We start from the raw sequence: 19,815 nt of genomic DNA, 5'->3' as shown, positions 1-19,815 counted from the left end.
TTTTTAACGTGAAAAAATACTTTTGGGCTCCTCATGTTCACTGGAGAAACGAAAATAACCATATTATTATTAATGATTTTCAATTTAGAGGGAAAGTAGTTGAACTTTTTCCTGATATTTATTTTCATTTTCAAAAAGGCATTTCTTTAAGCGAAATATATGTTATTTTTAAAGACTTTAATCCAAAAATTTTAAAAATGTTTCTAAAAGATTTAATACGTAATAGAGTTTTAGTTTGCAATGTAAGCACACCGACAGAGCTTTTCGAAACGCAAAACAAATTTGTTTATCAAGAATATGACGATGAGTTTTTTTTATATAAAGAAAATATAGAATCGTATAAGAAGAAACAATTAACTAGGTTTATGTCAAAGAATACTCTTCAATCAATTGATTTGGAGGAATGCTCAGATTTACCCTCTTTAGTTCAAAATAGAAAAAGTACTAGGAATTTTGATACTAGTAAAATGATGAATTTTTCTAAGTTTAGTCAGTTGTTAAATGTCTTTAAACAGTCTCCAATTCAAGAGGATATTAAATATTTCTACCCAAGTGCAGGAGGACTGTATCCTGTCAACATATATTTGTATATTAAAGATGGGAGAGTCGAAAATCTTGAGGAAGGGCTATATTTTTATAATCCTCACAGCCACTCTATCAATTTACTTAATAGAGTAAAACTGGCTGAAAAAAAATATCATTATTTTATAAACCACAGTGCATTTAATACTTCGAATTTCTCTATCTTTTTCACCCTTGATTGTGATGTAATCATGCCCAAATATAAGGGTGCGGGGTATTACTATGGTATTCTCGAATGTGGTGTTATGTCAGCTACATTGGCTAATATAGCAGAATATTTTGATGTTGGATCGTGCTCCATAGGAGAAATAGACTTCGATAAAATTAAAGATGAATTTAATTTGAATAGCAATGAAATCTATTTACATTCGGTAGAGGTAGGACTAAAGAACAAGGAGGTAAATCATTGATTAATAACACGCTAGTAACGAGTAATAAATTTAAAGAGATTTCTAACTTTATAATAAAAAAAATTCGTGAATTAAGTAAAGATGATTCAGTTGATTTAAGAACTAATATTTTTGATTATCAAATATCTTCTTTGAATATATTAAAATTACTTGGAGCCATTGAAGATACATATAATATAAATATTGAATTTTATGATTATATTGACAACCCAGATGTACTGTCATTTTGTCAAGTTGTATATGAAAAGTTTCAGTTATTAGATAATAAAATAGAGCATAATATAATACATTTATTAAACGATGAAGAAAATGCCTATAAAGAATTTGATCTTACAAATGTTCAAGTTGCTTATTTATCTGGAAGAGACAAGCAATTTGAATTGGGGGGAACTTCCACCCATGCTTTTGTAGAACTTGAGGCTGAACTAGATATTGAAAAATTCAATAAAAGTTTACAAGCTGTGATAGAGCGTCAACACATGCTACGTGCAGTTTTTTTATCAAATGGTAAGCAAAAAATACTTGAACACGTACCGAATTATAAATTAGCTATTCAAGATGTGAGTTATCTTAAAAAATCAGACCAAGAAGACAAAATATTAGAAGCAAGAAAAGTAACTAACGAACGAATCTTCGATCCATACCAATGGCCATTGTTTGAATTTAAAGCTTTAAAAATCAGTGATAATCTATATAGAATATTCTTTGATATCGATATGTTAATAGCAGATGGAGCTAGTATCCAGCTTTTATTTAAAGAGATATCTGAATTGTACAATGGAAAGATTCAAGAGCCTTTAGAAGTATCCTATAGAGATTATATGTTAGCTTATAAAAAATTAAAGGAAAATCATAAATATCAGAATGACAAGGAATATTGGTTAAATAAACTTAAAGGTTTTCCTTCAACACCAGCTCTTCCAGTAAAAGTAGATTTAGCATGTATAAAAAAACCTACTTTTAAAAGAAAGAAAAAAATTATTGAGAAAAGAAATTGGAATCAATTTGTGAATTTATGCTCTCAGAAGAATATTAGACCTAGTATACTACTTTTGTTTATTTATTCAAAAGTGTTGTCTAAATGGAGTAATCAGCAAAATATTGCGTTAAACACTACACTATTTAAAAGAAGACCTTTGCATAAGCAGATTAATAACGTTATAGGCGATTTTACAGAAATTATGATATTTGATGTATGCTTCAACAATTTAAATCATTTTTGGGAAGAAGTAAAAAATATTCAGGATAACTTTTTTAAATGCTTATCACATAATGATTTTGATGGAATAGAGTTTACCAGAGAATACTGTGAATTTAATGATATAGATAGAAGGAAAGCTGTTTTTCCGATTGTTTTTACAAGTATGTTATTTGAAAACGAATTAAACTATTTAGATTCTCTAGGAGTTTTTATAGAGAGTATCAGCCAGACATCACAAGTTTATTTGGATCATCAAGTGATAGAGCTTAATGATGGAGTCATGCTTAGTTGGGACTATGTTTCGGAAGCTTTTGAAAATGACGTAATTGAGTCAATGTTTGAGGAATATACCCACATTATTGACCAATTATCATCCGGTGAGATGATTTCTTTTGAAGACACAGCACTGGAACAAGCAATTACTGATTATAATCAAACTGAGAAGGCCATCGAGCCGGATACTTTATATCACTTGTTTGCCAGACAAACAATAAAAACACCTGAGAATATTGCGATTGAGTGTCAAGGAAGAGCAGTTACCTATCAAGAGTTACAAGTCATGTCCAACCGTATATCTAGTTTTTTGGAAGAGAAGGGAATTCAGCCAAATGAGTATGTTGGGGTTATTGTTGATCGTGAGATCGAGACAATCGCCGGTATCCTCGCAGTGTTAAAAATTGGAGCTGCCTATATCCCAATTAATCCGGAATTTCCAAAAGAAAGACAAACATATATTGCGAAAGATGGAAATTGTAAACTTGTGTTAACAGCTGAACTGGCAAAAACTGTTATATCAAGCTATAAAGAGTCCAAAAAGGAAAGTTTGGCAGCGCCGGAACAAATAGCTTATGCGATATACACTTCAGGCAGTACGGGGAAACCTAAAGGTGTAATCATAAAAAATAAAGCTGTAACCAATACTATAATTGATATCAATGAAAAGTACGGTGTGAATGAAGCAGATCGATTTATCGGATTATCGTCTATGTCCTTTGATTTATCAATATATGATATTTTCGGTGCTTTTTCTGCAGGAGCAACATTAGTAATGGTCGAAGATCAGAGAGATATTAAAAAGATTCATGACATCGTAAAAGAGGAAAAAATAACAGTCTGGAACTCCGTTCCCATGATCATGGAAATGTTAGTAAACTACATGGATGAAACAGAAAACAAATCTAACGCTGGAGTTATTAACTATGATGAGCTTCCTGAATTAAGACTGGTATTATTAAGCGGGGATTGGATACCTGTTCATCTTCCTGAGAGGATTAAGGATCACTTCGTTGAAAGTGAAGTCATAAGCTTAGGCGGGGCTACTGAAGCATCTATTTGGTCGATTTATTATCCAATTAAAACAGTCAAGGCTGAATGGACCAGCATTCCTTACGGTTATCCATTATCAAATCAAACTTACTATGTTTTAAACTATGAAAATGATCCTTGTCCAATCGGAGTGAAAGGCGAACTTTATATAGGGGGAAAAGGTGTAGCAGAAGGCTATTTAAATGATAAAGAAAAAACTGAAGCGTCATTTATTGATCACCCGGATTTCGGAAGAATTTACCGTACGGGGGATATGGGGGTCTTGACGCAAGAGGGTTATATTGAGTTTTTGGGACGGAAAGATCATCAGATTAAAGTTCGCGGATATCGCGTGGAGTTAGGTGAAATAGAAAGTGTAATATTAGAACACCGACAGGTGAGAAACGCGGTAGTCATCAATCAAAAGGATGCCAGAAATCAAGATGTGTTATATGCGTACGTAGCGGGGCACCAATTCTTACCGCCAACTGATCTGAAAGAGTTTTTAAGCCGGAAAATGCCGGAATATATGATACCTAGCTATATCGTACAAATTGAAGAGGTTCCTTTAACAGGTAACGGAAAAGTTGATCGTAAAAAACTGCTGGCTCTAGACGTTACAGATCAAGCATCGATTGGAAGGAAAATCAAAGAGCCTCGAACAGAAATTGAGAGAGATTTAGTTGATATTTGGAAAAGCGTTCTGAAAACAGATGAAATCAGCATAGATGACAACTTTTTTGAATTAGGCGGTAATTCCATATTGATCATTAATTTAATTACTGCTATTGAGGATCGTTTATTTATTAAATTAGATTTTAAAAATTTTATATCTAATAGTACCATTGAGAAACTAGCAAAAGTAATCAGTGTCTCTGAAAGAAAAAGTAAAACAAATGGTAATTTGATGGAAATTCAAGCTGATATCAAGCATATAAATACGGAATTCGATTTAACTAACGTTCAAATGGCTTATCTTATGGGAAGAGATAAACAATTTGAACTTGGTGGCACCTCAACGCATGCTTATTTAGAAATTGAGACTGAGCTGAATATTGAAAAACTCAACAAAAGTTTACAAAAAGTAATAGATCATCAAGACATGCTGCGTGCGGTCATTCTTCCGAATGGAAAGCAAAAGATTCTTCAACAAGTCCCTCAGTATGAAATATCTGTACAGGATATTAGTCAATTAAGTGATATAGAACAAGAGAAGAAAATAGCAGAAGAAAGAGACAGAGCATCACATCATATCTTTAATCCAAATGAGTGGCCTTTATTTGAATTCAAAGCCTTGAAAATTCAAGGGGATAAACATAGATTATTTTTTGGCATTGATATGTTAATAGCTGATGGCGCCAGTATCCAGCTTTTATTTAAACAGATATCTGAATTTTATAATGGAAAAGATAAAATGGTGCCATTAGAAATAAGCTATAGAGATTATATGTTAGCATACCAAAAAGTCAAGACCACTCAAAAATATGAAAATGATAAAGCCTATTGGTTAAGTCAGCTCGAAGATTTTCCAAAAGCACCTGCGGTGCCATTAAAAGACAGATTAGGTGCAATAAGCAAGCCAACTTTCAAAAGAAAATCTAAAATAATTGACAAGCCTCTATGGCAAATACTTTGTAAAAAAGCTGCAAGCTATAATATTACACCTGCAATAATATTATTTACAGCCTACGCAAAAGTGTTGTCGAAGTGGAGTAACCAACAAAACTTAGCGGTAAATACAACAGTATTTAATAGACAGCCTCTCCATAAACAAGTTAATGATATAATAGGTGATTTTACATCGCTGATTATGTTAAAAGCGAGTTTTGAGAAAGAAATGAACTTTTGGGAGGAGGCAAAAAAGGTTCAGGTTACTTTCATGGAAGCACTTGAACATAGAGACTATGATGGAGTTGAATTTATAAGAGAATATGCTAAATATAATAATCTAAAACACAAAAGTGCGACCATGCCAGTAGTGTTCACCAGTATGTTATTTGGAAACATGTTTAATCTTAATAATAATGATCTATTGAATATTGGTGAGTTAAAAATGGCAGTCAGCCAGACATCACAAGTTTATTTGGATCATCAAGTGATAGAGCTTAATGATGGAGTCATGCTTAGTTGGGACTATGTTTCAGAAGCTTTTGAAAATGACGTAATTGAGTCAATGTTTGAAGAATATACCCACATTATTGACCAATTATCATTCGGTGAGATGATTTCTTTTGAAGACACAGCACTGGAACAAGCAATTACTGATTATAATCAAACTGAGAAGGCCATCGAGCCGGATACTTTATATCACTTGTTTGCCAGACAAACAATAAAAACACCTGAGAATATTGCGATTGAGTGTCAAGGAAGAGCAGTTACCTATCAAGAGTTACAAGTCATGTCCAACCGTATATCTAGTTTTTTGGAAGAGAAGGGAATTCAGCCAAATGAGTATGTTGGGGTTATTGTTGATCGTGAGATCGAGACAATCGCCGGTATCCTCGCAGTGTTAAAAATTGGAGCTGCCTATATCCCAATTAATCCGGAATTTCCAAAAGAAAGACAAACATATATTGCGAAAGATGGAAATTGTAAACTTGTGTTAACAGCTGAACTGGCAAAAACTGTTATATCAAGCTATAAAGAGTCCAAAAAGGAAAGTTTGGCAGCGCCGGAACAAATAGCTTATGCGATATACACTTCAGGCAGTACGGGGAAACCTAAAGGTGTAATCATAAAAAATAAAGCTGTAACCAATACTATAATTGATATCAATGAAAAGTACGGTGTGAATGAAGCAGATCGATTTATCGGATTATCGTCTATGTCCTTTGATTTATCAATATATGATATTTTCGGTGCTTTTTCTGCAGGAGCAACATTAGTAATGGTCGAAGATCAGAGAGATATTAAAAAGATTCATGACATCGTAAAAGAGGAAAAAATAACAGTCTGGAACTCCGTTCCCATGATCATGGAAATGTTAGTAAACTACATGGATGAAACAGAAAACAAATCTAACGCTGGAGTTATTAACTATGATGAGCTTCCTGAATTAAGACTGGTATTATTAAGCGGGGATTGGATACCTGTTCATCTTCCTGAGAGGATTAAGGATCACTTCGTTGAAAGTGAAGTCATAAGCTTAGGCGGGGCTACTGAAGCGTCTATTTGGTCGATTTATTATCCAATTAAAACAGTCAAGGCTGAATGGACCAGCATTCCTTACGGTTATCCATTATCAAATCAAACTTACTATGTTTTAAACTATGAAAATGATCCTTGTCCAATCGGAGTGAAAGGTGAACTTTATATAGGGGGAAAAGGTGTAGCAGAAGGCTATTTAAACGATAAAGAAAAAACTGAAGCGTCATTTATTGATCACCCGGATTTCGGAAGAATTTACCGTACGGGGGATATGGGGGTCTTGACGCAAGAGGGTTATATTGAGTTTTTGGGACGGAAAGATCATCAGATTAAAGTTCGCGGATATCGCGTGGAGTTAGGTGAAATAGAAAGTGTAATATTAGAACACCGACAGGTGAGAAACGCGGTAGTCATCAATCAAAAGGATGCCAGAAATCAAGATGTGTTATATGCGTACGTAGCGGGGCACCAATTCTTACCGCCAACTGATCTGAAAGAGTTTTTAAGCCGGAAAATGCCGGAATATATGATACCTAGCTATATCGTACAAATTGAAGAGGTTCCATTAACAGGTAACGGAAAAGTTGATCGTAAAAAACTGCTGGCTCTAGACGTTACAGATCAAGCATCGATTGGAAGGAAAATCAAAGAGCCTCGAACAGAAATTGAGAGAGATTTAGTTGATATTTGGAAAAGCGTTCTGAAAACAGATGAAATCAGCATAGATGACAACTTTTTTGAATTAGGCGGTAATTCCATATTGATCATTAATTTAATTACTGCTATTGAGGATCGTTTATTTATTAAATTAGATTTTAAAAATTTTATATCTAATAGTACCATTGAGAAACTAGCAAAAGTAATCAGTGTCTCTGAAAGAAAAAGTAAAACAAATGGTAATTTGATGGAAATTCAAGCTGATATCAAGCATATAAATACGGAATTCGATTTAACTAACGTTCAAATGGCTTATCTTATGGGAAGAGATAAACAATTTGAACTTGGTGGCACCTCAACGCATGCTTATTTAGAAATTGAGACTGAGCTGAATATTGAAAAACTCAACAAAAGTTTACAAAAAGTAATAGATCATCAAGACATGCTGCGTGCGGTCATTCTTCCGAATGGAAAGCAAAAGATTCTTCAACAAGTCCCTCAGTATGAAATATCTGTACAGGATATTAGTCAATTAAGTGATATAGAACAAGAGAAGAAAATAGCAGAAGAAAGAGACAGAGCATCACATCATATCTTTAATCCAAATGAGTGGCCTTTATTTGAATTCAAAGCCTTGAAAATTCAAGGGGATAAACATAGATTATTTTTTGGCATTGATATGTTAATAGCTGATGGCGCCAGTATCCAGCTTTTATTTAAACAGATATCTGAATTTTATAATGGAAAAGATAAAATGGTGCCATTAGAAATAAGCTATAGAGATTATATGTTAGCATACCAAAAAGTCAAGACCACTCAAAAATATGAAAATGATAAAGCCTATTGGTTAAGTCAGCTCGAAGATTTTCCAAAAGCACCTGCGGTGCCATTAAAAGACAGATTAGGTGCAATAAGCAAGCCAACTTTCAAAAGAAAATCTAAAATAATTGACAAGCCTCTATGGCAAATACTTTGTAAAAAAGCTGCAAGCTATAATATTACACCTGCAATAATATTATTTACAGCCTACGCAAAAGTGTTGTCGAAGTGGAGTAACCAACAAAACTTAGCGGTAAATACAACAGTATTTAATAGACAGCCTCTCCATAAACAAGTTAATGATATAATAGGTGATTTTACATCGCTGATTATGTTAAAAGCGAGTTTTGAGAAAGAAATGAACTTTTGGGAGGAGGCAAAAAAGGTTCAGGTTACTTTCATGGAAGCACTTGAACATAGAGACTATGATGGAGTTGAATTTATAAGAGAATATGCTAAATATAATAATCTAAAACACAAAAGTGCGACCATGCCAGTAGTGTTCACCAGTATGTTATTTGGAAACATGTTTAATCTTAATAATAATGATCTATTGAATATTGGTGAGTTAAAAATGGCAGTCAGCCAGACATCACAAGTTTATTTGGATCATCAAGTGATAGAGCTTAATGATGGAGTCATGCTTAGTTGGGACTATGTTTCAGAAGCTTTTGAAAATGACGTAATTGAGTCAATGTTTGAAGAATATACCCACATTATTGACCAATTATCATTCGGTGAGATGATTTCTTTTGAAGACACAGCACTGGAACAAGCAATTACTGATTATAATCAAACTGAGAAGGCCATCGAGCCGGATACTTTATATCACTTGTTTGCCAGACAAACAATAAAAACACCTGAGAATATTGCGATTGAGTGTCAAGGAAGAGCAGTTACCTATCAAGAGTTACAAGTCATGTCCAACCGTATATCTAGTTTTTTGGAAGAGAAGGGAATTCAGCCAAATGAGTATGTTGGGGTTATTGTTGATCGTGAGATCGAGACAATCGCCGGTATCCTCGCAGTGTTAAAAATTGGAGCTGCCTATATCCCAATTAATCCGGAATTTCCAAAAGAAAGACAAACATATATTGCGAAAGATGGAAATTGTAAACTTGTGTTAACAGCTGAACTGGCAAAAACTGTTATATCAAGCTATAAAGAGTCCAAAAAGGAAAGTTTGGCAGCGCCGGAACAAATAGCTTATGCGATATACACTTCAGGCAGTACGGGGAAACCTAAAGGTGTAATCATAAAAAATAAAGCTGTAACCAATACTATAATTGATATCAATGAAAAGTACGGTGTGAATGAAGCAGATCGATTTATCGGATTATCGTCTATGTCCTTTGATTTATCAATATATGATATTTTCGGTGCTTTTTCTGCAGGAGCAACATTAGTAATGGTCGAAGATCAGAGAGATATTAAAAAGATTCATGACATCGTAAAAGAGGAAAAAATAACAGTCTGGAACTCCGTTCCCATGATCATGGAAATGTTAGTAAACTACATGGATGAAACAGAAAACAAATCTAACGCTGGAGTTATTAACTATGATGAGCTTCCTGAATTAAGACTGGTATTATTAAGCGGGGATTGGATACCTGTTCATCTTCCTGAGAGGATTAAGGATCACTTCGTTGAAAGTGAAGTCATAAGCTTAGGCGGGGCTACTGAAGCGTCTATTTGGTCGATTTATTATCCAATTAAAATAGTCAAGGCTGAATGGACCAGCATTCCTTACGGTTATCCATTATCAAATCAAACTTACTATGTTTTAAACTATGAAAATGATCCTTGTCCAATCGGAGTGAAAGGTGAACTTTATATAGGGGGAAAAGGTGTAGCAGAAGGCTATTTAAACGATAAAGAAAAAACTGAAGCGTCATTTATTGATCACCCGGATTTCGGAAGAATTTACCGTACGGGGGATATGGGGGTCTTGACGCAAGAGGGTTATATTGAGTTTTTGGGACGGAAAGATCATCAGATTAAAGTTCGCGGATATCGCGTGGAGTTAGGTGAAATAGAAAGTGTAATATTAGAGCACCGACAGGTGAGAAACGCGGTAGTCATTAATCAAAAGGATGCCAGAAATCAAGATGTGTTATATGCGTACGTAGCGGGGCACCAATCTTTACCGCCAACTGATCTGAAAGAGTTTTTAAGCCGGAAAATGCCGGAATATATGATACCTAGCTATATCGTACAAATTGAAGAGGTTCCTTTAACAGGTAACGGAAAAGTTGATCGTAAAAAACTGCTGGCTCTAGACGTTACAGATCAAGCATCGATTGGAAGGAAAATCAAAGAGCCTCGAACAGAAATTGAGAGAGATTTAGTTGATATTTGGAAAAGCGTTTTGAAAACAGATGAAATCAGCATAGATGACAACTTTTTTGAATTAGGCGGTAATTCAATTTCCCTTTCAAATGTATACACTAAAATCGAAAAAAAATATTCGGATTTGAATATAATTGATTTATTCAAGTATCAAAAAATTAGTGAATTATCACATTTTATTAGTGATATGAAAGAGGAGAATAAGAATTTAAAATTAAAATCAGTAAAATTGCCTCCAAAAATTCTTGCTAACAGAAAAGATAATAAAAATGAAAAGACCATAATTTTAGAAAAACAGTTGGACATTAAGGTTAAAACCGACTTAGAAGAAGTAAATAATAAAGTAATAAATACATTTTTATATTTATTTAGCAACTTTATAGAAAACGATAAATATTATGTATCTCTTTTAAAATCGAGTTATATAGATTTGGAAAAAATATATATAGAAGAGTATAGTGATTTAACAGGTTTTATAAAAAACATAGAGGAGAATAATATAAAAAGAAAGATAGTATCCAAAATAACTTTGCGTAGCAACCTGGGTTTTGAGAGAGATAACGCTCATATTAATGTTTTAATAGTAGATAAACAAAAAATTAAAAATAATATTAGCGAATCTTATGAATTTATATTTAGTTATTTAGTTAATGATAACAATATAAATCTCGAATTAACATTTAAAAATAATAAATTGCAGGAAATATCAGTAGAGAATTTTTTTAATACTTATATAAATATTATTTCTGGTTTAATATAAAAGTAGAAAGAGCACCTTTTTCAGGTGCTCTAAAAAGGTGAGTGATGTTTTTATGTTTAATGTTTTTGAACAACTAGATAAAAATGAAATTAAGTTCACTAAAAAAGAAATAGAAACCAAAGTTGCTATAATTGGAATAAGCTCGAGATTACCTAAATCAAATAACTTCAGGGATTTTTGGAGTAATTTGATAAATGGGGTTGATTGTATTGGAGAAATAGATAGCCAGAGAAAAAAGGATTGCGATTATTTTTTTGAGAATAAAGGTGTAGATACGAAAAAAATAAACTATCAGCAAATGGCTTTTGTAAACGATGTGGATAAATTTGATTACAAATATTTTAATATTCCTTATCAAGAAGCATCTTTGATGGACCCTCGTCAAAGGTTATTTTTAGAGTCAAGTATTCATGCATTATTGGATGCAGGATACCCAGAAAAAAAAGTTAATGGAAGTAATATTGGTGTATACGTTGGTAGCAGTAATAGTGATTCAATATATAATTATGATAAGGTTATATATGATTCATCTATTCGAAATCCTGTAAGTATTGTTAATAACCTTCCTTCAATGATTGCTAGTCGGGTTTCTTATTATTTGGATTTAAAAGGACCTAGTATGACTCTAGATACTTCTTGTTCCTCCTCTCTTGTAGCAGTTCACGAAGCATGTAAAGCTATAATTCATAATGAATGTGAGATGGCTATTGCAGGGGGATGTAACTTAAATCTTATTCCTCTTCAGCATGAAGTAAGGCTCGGCATTGAATCGAGTACTTTTAGAACGAGGGCTTATGACAATGACTCAGATGGAACAGGATTTGGAGAAGGTATTATTACATTTATTTTAAAACCTTTATTCAGTGCTTTAAGAGATAATGATAACATTTATTCTGTGATAGAAGGAAGTAGTGTTAGTAATCAAGGGTTTTCTTTTGGGGTTGCTACTCCAAGTATTGAAGGACAGGAAAACCTTATTTCAGAAAATATTAACAAGTCCAATATAGGTATCAATGACATTTCATTTATAGAAGGGCATGGAACAGGAACTGCAATCGGAGATGTAATAGAGATAGAAGCAATCAATCGTGCTTTCTCCGAAATTAACAAAAAAAATTATTTGCCTATGGGGTCTGTAAAAAATAATATAGGTCATTTATTAAGTGCGTCCGGAGCTGCTGGATTATTAAAAAGCGTGCTTGCATTAAAAAATCAAATGTATCCACCAACGATAAATTATAATACTCCTAATAAAAATATAGATTTTAGTAACTCACCTGTGTTTATTAATACTGAGAAAGTAGAGTTGCAAAAAAAAGAATTGCTGTTAGGATGTATAAGTTCATTTGGTATGAGCGGAACTAATTGCCATATGATTATTTCTAATTACGACAAAAAAAGAAATATTCCAAATGAGGATTTTTTAGAGCCTCAAATATTCACATTTTCGGCAAACGATTTGGATACTTTAACTTTTCTATTAAGTGATTTATATAATTTTCTTCTTGAAGAGAATCAGATGCTACTAAGTGATATTGGATATACATTGAATTGCAGAAGAGATCATTTAGCAAATAGAGTGGCTATAATAGCATCTTGTAAGGAAGATTTATTAGAAAAATTAAAAGAAGTATTAAACATGATTCAACAAGGAAATAAAGTTATTAAAGATAGTGAAATTTATTTTAACGTTAGTGATATAACCTCTAATGTAAAAGAATTGTCTTTAGGAGATGAGCCTCAAGACGATTTAAGGCAAATTTGCAGAAGGTATATTATGGGCGGTGAAATAAGTTGGGACATGTATTATAAAGAACATAATCAAGTTGTTTCTTTGCCTGTTTTCACCTTTAAGAAAACTCGGTGCTGGTATAGTGAAGAAAAAATAGACTTTGTCTTAAATGACGATGTTATTTTAAATGAACAAGAAAAAATTGTAGTTGAAACATGGGCAAAACTATTTGGTCTAAATAAAATAGACTTTTCTCAAGATATTTACCAAGCAGGTGGAGATTCCTTAAGTTTGGTAAGTATGTATCATGAAATTGAGTCGAAAATACCCAATATTTCATTAGAAGTGTTTATAGAAAAAGAAACATTAAACGAAATTCTAGATTACGTTAATGAATCATCACAAAAAAATAATGAAACAGATGAATTAATATTTGAAAAGAATAATTGTAAAGTTTATAAATTCTCGAATGGAATAAATAATTCAAACACGTATTTAATTTATAGTCCTCATAAGAATATCCTTATTGATTCTGGAGTTAGTTTAGAATATCTAACAGAGTTCTGTGAAAGATTGAAATTGAATCGAATAGATTATATTGTTCTTACACATGCTCACTTTGATCATACTTATTCTGCAAACGAAATAAAAGAAAAATTCAATTGTAATTTCATAATTCATGAAAGAGAAATAAATTTTGCGAAAGATATCATAAATAATGGACTTGCTCTTCTTGGGAAAAGTTTTAAATTTGAAAGCGGTGATATCCTAATTAAAGATAAATATACAGTTTTAAACATTGGGGATATTAGCCTCAAGATAATTCTCAGTCCGGGTCATACAACAGGTAGCGTATGCGTGCTTTATGACAAACTTTTATTTACAGGTGATACTATTTTTAAAGATAAGAAAGCAAAAATTGATAAAAAAACAGGAAATGAAGATTATTTAAAGAAATCCATTTCTTATTTAATTAATAATACTGAAGATAATACTATAATATGCCCTGGCCATGAAGATATTACAACAATTTCATTTGTGAAAAAAAGAATTTATGATTTTTGATTTTATTTTATGAGGTGTTTAGATGTGAAGTTGGTGATTAGTGACAGTGTTTCGGATTTTTTTGATAAGATTTCTTCTCTGCTTTTCTTAAAACACGAAGGATTCTTCAAAGATTATAGCAATAAAATGGGTATAAACTTAGATAATGAATATTTTGTATTAATAGATGATCTTAAACGAATAAAAGAGTTAGATAGTGAGTTTTTAAATTTTTATTTTGGCAGCTTTTGTGACTACAAAGATGTTAGGAATGCAAATATTTTTTGTTTAGCCACAACCTTTTTTAAAATACCGAAAATTTATACGAAAGATTTTTTTGAAATTATTGATCATTTGTCTGGAGTTACAGAAGATGAGATAAGAAAAAATATTTTAGAGTCTCTAATTTATTTACAAGGAGAGCTTAAAACCGAAACATCTACCCAACAGTATTTAAATGATAGGGAAAGTTTATTTGAGCTGCTTAATAATCTTAATATAAAGCCCGAATACAAGTGGATAATATTTAAGGTAATGAAATCTCCTAAAACTTATGTAGATCAATTTTGCAACAAATTAATGTTGGTGAATGGTTATCTTAACGAGGCGATTTATAATTTAATTAAATTTAGAGATGAGTGGATGAATCAATTAAAAAACATCAATATGGATTTTCCAAAAAAGATAATCAGTACGTTAAAAGGTAAGGAATACTTATCTTGTGATTATATTAATATATATCCAACACTTTTACCTTATACTGCAACTATTACGAAAAGTGAAGATAACATTTATGTTGGACTTGGTTATAAAGTTGATCAAATTTTTGAAAATACATTAGAGAAAGCAGAGATTAATCACATCATTGATTTTTTGAAGCTTTTATCAGATAAAAGTAAGTTCAAGATATTAATCTTACTTAGTCATAAAAAAATGTATGCTAATGAGATTGCCGAACAGCTAAATTTAACCAACGCAACGATTTCACACCATATGAGAATTTTGACATTGCAAGGTTTAGTTGAGAGTACGAGAAATCAAAATAAAACATACTATTATCTTAATTCTTCTAAATTTCACTCTCTTCTGAATGGTTTATTAGGGAAATTCAACTCTGCTTTAATTTTAGAGAAAGAGGAGTAAAATTAAGTGTATAAAACAGTATATGATTTTATAGTTGATGCGGAAAATCGAGATGATAAAGGAATTACATTTATAAATGGAACCGACAATGAAGTGTATATTTCTTATGCTCACTTATTTGAAAAATCCAGAAAAATATTAGGGTTTTTACAAAAAAAGGGTTTGAAAAAGAAAGATGAACTAATTATACAAATTGAGGATAATGAACAATTTATTAAAGTTTTTTGGGCGTGCATATTAGGTGGAATCATACCTATTCCTTTAAGTGTGGGGTATAATGAAGAGCATAAACAAAAAATACTTCGTATATGGAGTATTCTTAATAATCCTTATTGTATTTCTGATCAAAGAACATTACATTCACTTGAGAAAGTTGCGGATGCAGAAACTTATTCATCAATTGTAAAGCATTCAATTTATTTAGATGAAGTTAAGAATTCTAATGAAGTGGGTGAATTAATTTCCCCGGAACCAGAAGAAATTGCTTTTATTCAATTCTCTTCTGGTACAACTGGAAATCCTAAGGGTGTAATATTAACACATAAAAATCTTATTACCAATATATCAGCATTAAATGAGGCTTGGGAGACATCGGAATCCGATTCCTCACTAAGCTGGATGCCTTTAACTCATGATATGGGCCTCATTGCTATCCACTTAGCATCAACATATAAAAAAATTCAACAATATATAATTCCAACCTCCGTTTTTATCCGAAGACCGACTTTGTGGTTATTGAAAACACATCAACACCGTGTTACACAATTATACTCCCCTAACTTTGGATATAAGTTTTTGTTGGATAACTACAAAAAAAATCAAATCTATAACTGGGATTTAACTTGTGTTAGATTATTAGCTAATGGAGCAGAACCGATTTCTACTTCTTTGTGCCAGAGATTTTTAGAGGAAATGAAACAATTCGGTTTAAAATATGAAACCCTAAATACTGTATATGGTTTAGCTGAGGCTACAGTTGCTGTTAGTGTCCCAAAATTAGGAAACCCTTTTGTTCCTGTAACCCTTAATAGGGAAGCTTTAGAAATAGGTCAAAAAATTCAAAAAACTGTTGAAGAAGAAGAGGGAATAACTTTTGTTGAAGTTGGCCCAGCTGTACGTCATTGTTCTTTCCGTATATGTGATTCTAATAATTACATTCTGGATGATGATTTTATAGGTCATGTGCAAATAAAGGGGGAAAACGTAACGTCTGGGTATTACAATAATGAATCTGCTACCAAAGACGCTATAACAGCAGATGGATGGTTAAATACAGGAGACCTAGGGTTTATACATAATAATAGTTTGGTTATTACTGGAAGAACAAAAGATATCATTATAAAGAATGGCCAAAATTATTATTCACATGATATAGAGAGAGTAGCAGAGAATGTAAAGGATATTGAATTGGGTAATGTTGTGGCATGTGGGGTTCCGAATGAAACAAAGGCGGAAGAAGATCTTGTGATATTTGTAAAATGTAAGAAAAGTTATGATATTACAACAGCAGAGAAGGAATTGAAAAGAGAATTAACAAAACAATTGGGTTTGAATGTACATCAAGTTATACCTGTTAGGAAAATTTTTAAAACTACAAGCGGTAAAGTGCAACGTTCTAAAATGGCGGATTTTTATAAAGATTTAATTCTGTCTTGATTAAATTATACATTTGTTCGTATTTTATACTTTCTCTGTCGTGTATCTGAATTACCAGATATTTCATGTGAGAATTTGTTTGGAATTAGAAATACTATTGATATGACATTATCAATAGGAGGACCTGTTTATGGCAACAAGACAATCAGTAGATGAACATCTCCAAAGAAGCGAACAGGCGTATGAATTTGCGAATGAGCAATTTATAACCGCTTCAAAACAAGAGCATTATAATGATAATGAGTACAGTGAAGCGCAAATGATGCTTGAAAACGCGGTAAATGAATTAAACAAGCTGTCATTATCTGCGAATGATCAGCAGAGAGAACAGCTTTACCGAATGAGGCTGCAGCTGCAGACTTTGCAAAACAATATGATTTTGCAGCGTAATTTCGATTACTGACCGCGCTGTTTCAGATGGTGCAAAAAAACCTGCCGGAATCCCGGCGGGTTTTTTTGTATTTCTTTTCAAAAAAGAATTGACAATAAGGCGGAGTGTGTTTATTGTATTATGTGTACTACTTGACGTAATACACTACAAACACTCAAAAAATAAAAACGACATATAAATGCTGAGCAAAGGAAAGGAGAGCTTTCATGAAAAACAAAAGATCCGTAAAACAAGACGTGCCTCTTATTATCGCCGCTTCGGTTTTGGCCAGCAGTCTGTTTGTCATTCTTGTCGTCATCGGTTTTCAGTGGCAGAACATTTAAAGAAATCGAGCAGCTCGTAAAAGAAAGAAGGGAAGTAAATGATTCAAATCGACCCGAGAAGCTCAACTCCGATTTATGAGCAAATCATACAGCAATTGAAAGAGCTTTGTTTGAAAGGGATCATGAAGCCGGGGGATAAACTTCCTTCTGTAAGAGAATTGGCAACGATCATTATCGCCAATCCGAATACCGTCAGCAAAGCGTACAAGGAGCTTGAACGCGATGGCGTTATTGAAACGCTGCGGGGAAGAGGAACGTATATATCGGAGAATGCAAAAAAGACATTGGTTGAAGGGAAGATGACGATGATAAAAGAGCAATTGAAACAGCTCATCATCGATGCCCATTACGCGGGAGTTGAGCTGGAGAAGCTGCAGGAATGGATAAAGGAAATCAGCGCTGATGTGAAAGGAGGCACGGATCATGATTGAATTGCGCAATCTCTCAAAAACAATTGACGGTAAAGAAGTGCTCAAAGATATTTCACTCACTATCGGAAAAGGAGAAATTTTCGGGCTGCTAGGCCGAAACGGATCAGGGAAAACAACGCTGCTCCGGCTCATTCAGCAGATTCTCCTGCCGGACCAAGGGACGGTTTTATTTAATCAGGTGGAAATAAAGCGGCACCCAAAAGTAAAACAGAATATCATTTATATGCCTGTTGAAAATCCTTTTTATGACAAATATACATATAAACAGCTTGTTGCGATTGTAAGCAGAATTTATCCGAATTTTGATGTAACTTACGCCAATGAGCTGATGAACAGGTACAATATTCCGGAAACGAAGAAATACCGTGAACTATCAACAGGGCTGAAAAAACAGCTCGCGCTCGTCCTTGCCTTTGCTTCACGGCCGGCACTGATTCTTTTGGATGAACCGACGGACGGCATTGACGCCGTAACGCGTCACGACGTGCTTCAGCTTATGGTGGACGAAGTGGCTGAACGGGAAACGAGCATCCTGATTACCTCACATCGTTTAGAAGATATTGAGCGAATGTGCAACCGGATCGGATTTTTGGAAGGCAACCAGCTGACGAATGTGATGGATTTGGATGATATGAAGGAAGAATACATGAAAATCCAAATGGCGTTTGAAGAGGATGTCAACTTGATGATCAGAGAACAAAACATACCGATTCTCGACCATGCCGGTGTATTTTATACAGTGCTGATTCCGAAAAACGATGAGAAGAAAAAGGAATTTCTGCAAAAGTTGCGGCCGAAAGTATGGAACGAACTTCCTGTGAATTTAGAAGAAGTCTTCATCGCGAAGTTTGGGGGGAACCGGAGATGGTAGACAGGGGATTGCTGTACAGAGAATGGATGCAGAATCGAACTGTTCTCGTGATGGTCGGCATTTTTTTAGCGGCAGTTAATCCGTTTGAAGTATTAAATACCTATCTGGTCTACCAAGGCTGTCTGGATACCCACGGAGCATATTGTAAGTTTTATGTGAATTCTTTGGATAGCGGAATGCTGAACTTGAACTGGGCGCCCGGTGTGATCTTGGCGGTTTGCTTATTCGGACTGGAGCGTACGAAAGGAACGATTGATGCGCTGTTCAGTCTGCCTTATTCCCGCGCTCAGGTGTTTCACACCAAATTTTGGCTCGGAGCGGCGGTCATTGCCGGATTCCAAATCATCGGCTACGGGCTGGCTGAGCTGCTCATTCTTCTGTTAAAGCCTGAGCGCGTATATTTCTTCCATCATTACAGCGTCGGTGAGATCATTGTGAGTATTTTGGCTTTTGCATTGGTCGCGAGTGCAGGCTGCTTAACGGGCAATCCGTTCGCCCAGCTGTTAACGGCGTTTACTGTGTCGATAGCGCCTTACCTGATTATTACGTTGCCGCTGTCAAATGCGGAAGTCATTTTCGGGGTCGGCATGTATGAGCTGATGCCGTCAGAAGATGCTTATATAAAAGCATACCATTTTATTCAATATTTGAATCCGATTACGTACGTTGATACGGGTTGGGTATCTGCCAGCAAGTACATATTAATCATCCCGGCAGTGATGTGCATTGTATTTTATGCCATCGGGTACTTTTGCTATGTCAGACAGCCGGTGGAACGGAACGGCCGTTTTTTCCTCTGGAGACAGCTTGACCGCCCCGTTCAGATTGTGGTCATCATGATCGGCGTTCTCGGTTTTGGTCTCGCGGGGTACTCGACGGGACAGTCAATGACAGGATATGTGGCCGGGATGATTGTCGGGGGAGCGGTCGGATTTTTAGTCAGTTATTTTGTAATTTATAAAAAAGCAAAGCATGTGTAAGAGAGGAGAACCGG

10 protein-coding genes are annotated in these 19,815 nt (G+C 33.9%); all 10 read left to right on the top strand.

All coding sequences use genetic code 11. The features are described 5' to 3' along the window. Nucleotides 1-8: 8 nt before the first annotated feature. The 10 genes from AADZ70_RS09785 (at nucleotide 9) to AADZ70_RS09740 (ending at nucleotide 19,801) form a co-directional block, all read left to right on the top strand. Nucleotides 9-992 carry a SagB/ThcOx family dehydrogenase gene (locus tag AADZ70_RS09785; protein WP_342006974.1) on the top strand — a complete coding sequence of 328 codons (984 nt, stop codon included), beginning with the start codon at nucleotides 9-11 and terminating at the stop codon, nucleotides 990-992. Continuing rightward, the gene (locus tag AADZ70_RS09780) at nucleotides 989-11,230 is read left to right on the top strand and encodes an amino acid adenylation domain-containing protein (RefSeq protein WP_342006973.1); all 10,242 of its coding nucleotides are present in this window, start codon (nucleotides 989-991) and stop codon (nucleotides 11,228-11,230) included. Before AADZ70_RS09785 ends, AADZ70_RS09780 begins: the two co-directional genes overlap by 4 nt. 37 nt (nucleotides 11,231-11,267) lie before the next feature. Beyond that, nucleotides 11,268-14,027 (top strand): beta-ketoacyl synthase N-terminal-like domain-containing protein, encoded by a 2,760-nt coding sequence (locus AADZ70_RS09775; RefSeq protein ID WP_342006972.1) that lies wholly within the window; start codon nucleotides 11,268-11,270, stop codon nucleotides 14,025-14,027. 9 nt (nucleotides 14,028-14,036) lie between these two features. After that, entirely contained in the window at nucleotides 14,037-15,149 is a 1,113-nt protein-coding gene (locus AADZ70_RS09770) for a metalloregulator ArsR/SmtB family transcription factor (RefSeq protein ID WP_342006971.1), read from the top strand. Nucleotides 15,150-15,155: 6 nt separating this feature from the next. Next, nucleotides 15,156-16,805, top strand: a complete 1,650-nt coding sequence (locus AADZ70_RS09765) for an AMP-binding protein (protein WP_342006970.1) — start codon at nucleotides 15,156-15,158, stop codon at nucleotides 16,803-16,805. A 130-nt stretch (nucleotides 16,806-16,935) separates the two neighbouring features. Continuing rightward, nucleotides 16,936-17,208 carry a YtzC family protein gene (locus tag AADZ70_RS09760; RefSeq protein WP_016938496.1) on the top strand — a complete coding sequence of 91 codons (273 nt, stop codon included), beginning with the start codon at nucleotides 16,936-16,938 and terminating at the stop codon, nucleotides 17,206-17,208. Between the two features lie 194 nt (nucleotides 17,209-17,402). Beyond that, nucleotides 17,403-17,519, top strand: coding sequence for a hypothetical protein (locus AADZ70_RS09755; protein WP_016938497.1), 117 nt, complete (start codon nucleotides 17,403-17,405; stop codon nucleotides 17,517-17,519). Between the two features lie 38 nt (nucleotides 17,520-17,557). Continuing rightward, nucleotides 17,558-17,950 (top strand): GntR family transcriptional regulator, encoded by a 393-nt coding sequence (locus AADZ70_RS09750; RefSeq protein WP_016938498.1) that lies wholly within the window; start codon nucleotides 17,558-17,560, stop codon nucleotides 17,948-17,950. Next, nucleotides 17,943-18,821 carry an ABC transporter ATP-binding protein gene (locus AADZ70_RS09745; protein WP_342006969.1) on the top strand — a complete coding sequence of 293 codons (879 nt, stop codon included), beginning with the start codon at nucleotides 17,943-17,945 and terminating at the stop codon, nucleotides 18,819-18,821. The genes AADZ70_RS09750 and AADZ70_RS09745 overlap by 8 nt, the downstream gene beginning before the upstream one ends. Next, complete coding sequence (locus tag AADZ70_RS09740) at nucleotides 18,815-19,801, top strand: ABC transporter permease subunit (protein ID WP_342006968.1); 987 nt, start codon at nucleotides 18,815-18,817, stop codon at nucleotides 19,799-19,801. The genes AADZ70_RS09745 and AADZ70_RS09740 overlap by 7 nt, the downstream gene beginning before the upstream one ends. Nucleotides 19,802-19,815: the final 14 nt, after the last annotated feature.

This window comes from Bacillus sp. YBsi01 (assembly GCF_038406745.1).
Taxonomy (GTDB): domain Bacteria; phylum Bacillota; class Bacilli; order Bacillales; family Bacillaceae; genus Bacillus; species Bacillus siamensis.
The sequence above is the reverse complement of the archived record's forward strand: the minus strand, read 5'-3'. Positions and strand labels throughout refer to the sequence as shown.

Excerpts from the sequence above, each read along its gene's own strand:
- AADZ70_RS09745 (WP_342006969.1), top strand. The coding sequence starts at position 17,943 with ATGATTGAATTGCGCAATCTCTCAAAAACAATTGACGGTAAAGAAGTG.
- AADZ70_RS09770 (WP_342006971.1), top strand. The coding sequence starts at position 14,037 with ATGAGGTGTTTAGATGTGAAGTTGGTGATTAGTGACAGTGTTTCGGAT.
- AADZ70_RS09755 (WP_016938497.1), top strand. The coding sequence starts at position 17,403 with ATGAAAAACAAAAGATCCGTAAAACAAGACGTGCCTCTTATTATCGCC.
- AADZ70_RS09750 (WP_016938498.1), top strand. The coding sequence starts at position 17,558 with ATGATTCAAATCGACCCGAGAAGCTCAACTCCGATTTATGAGCAAATC.
- AADZ70_RS09760 (WP_016938496.1), top strand. The coding sequence starts at position 16,936 with ATGGCAACAAGACAATCAGTAGATGAACATCTCCAAAGAAGCGAACAG.
- AADZ70_RS09740 (WP_342006968.1), top strand. The coding sequence starts at position 18,815 with ATGGTAGACAGGGGATTGCTGTACAGAGAATGGATGCAGAATCGAACT.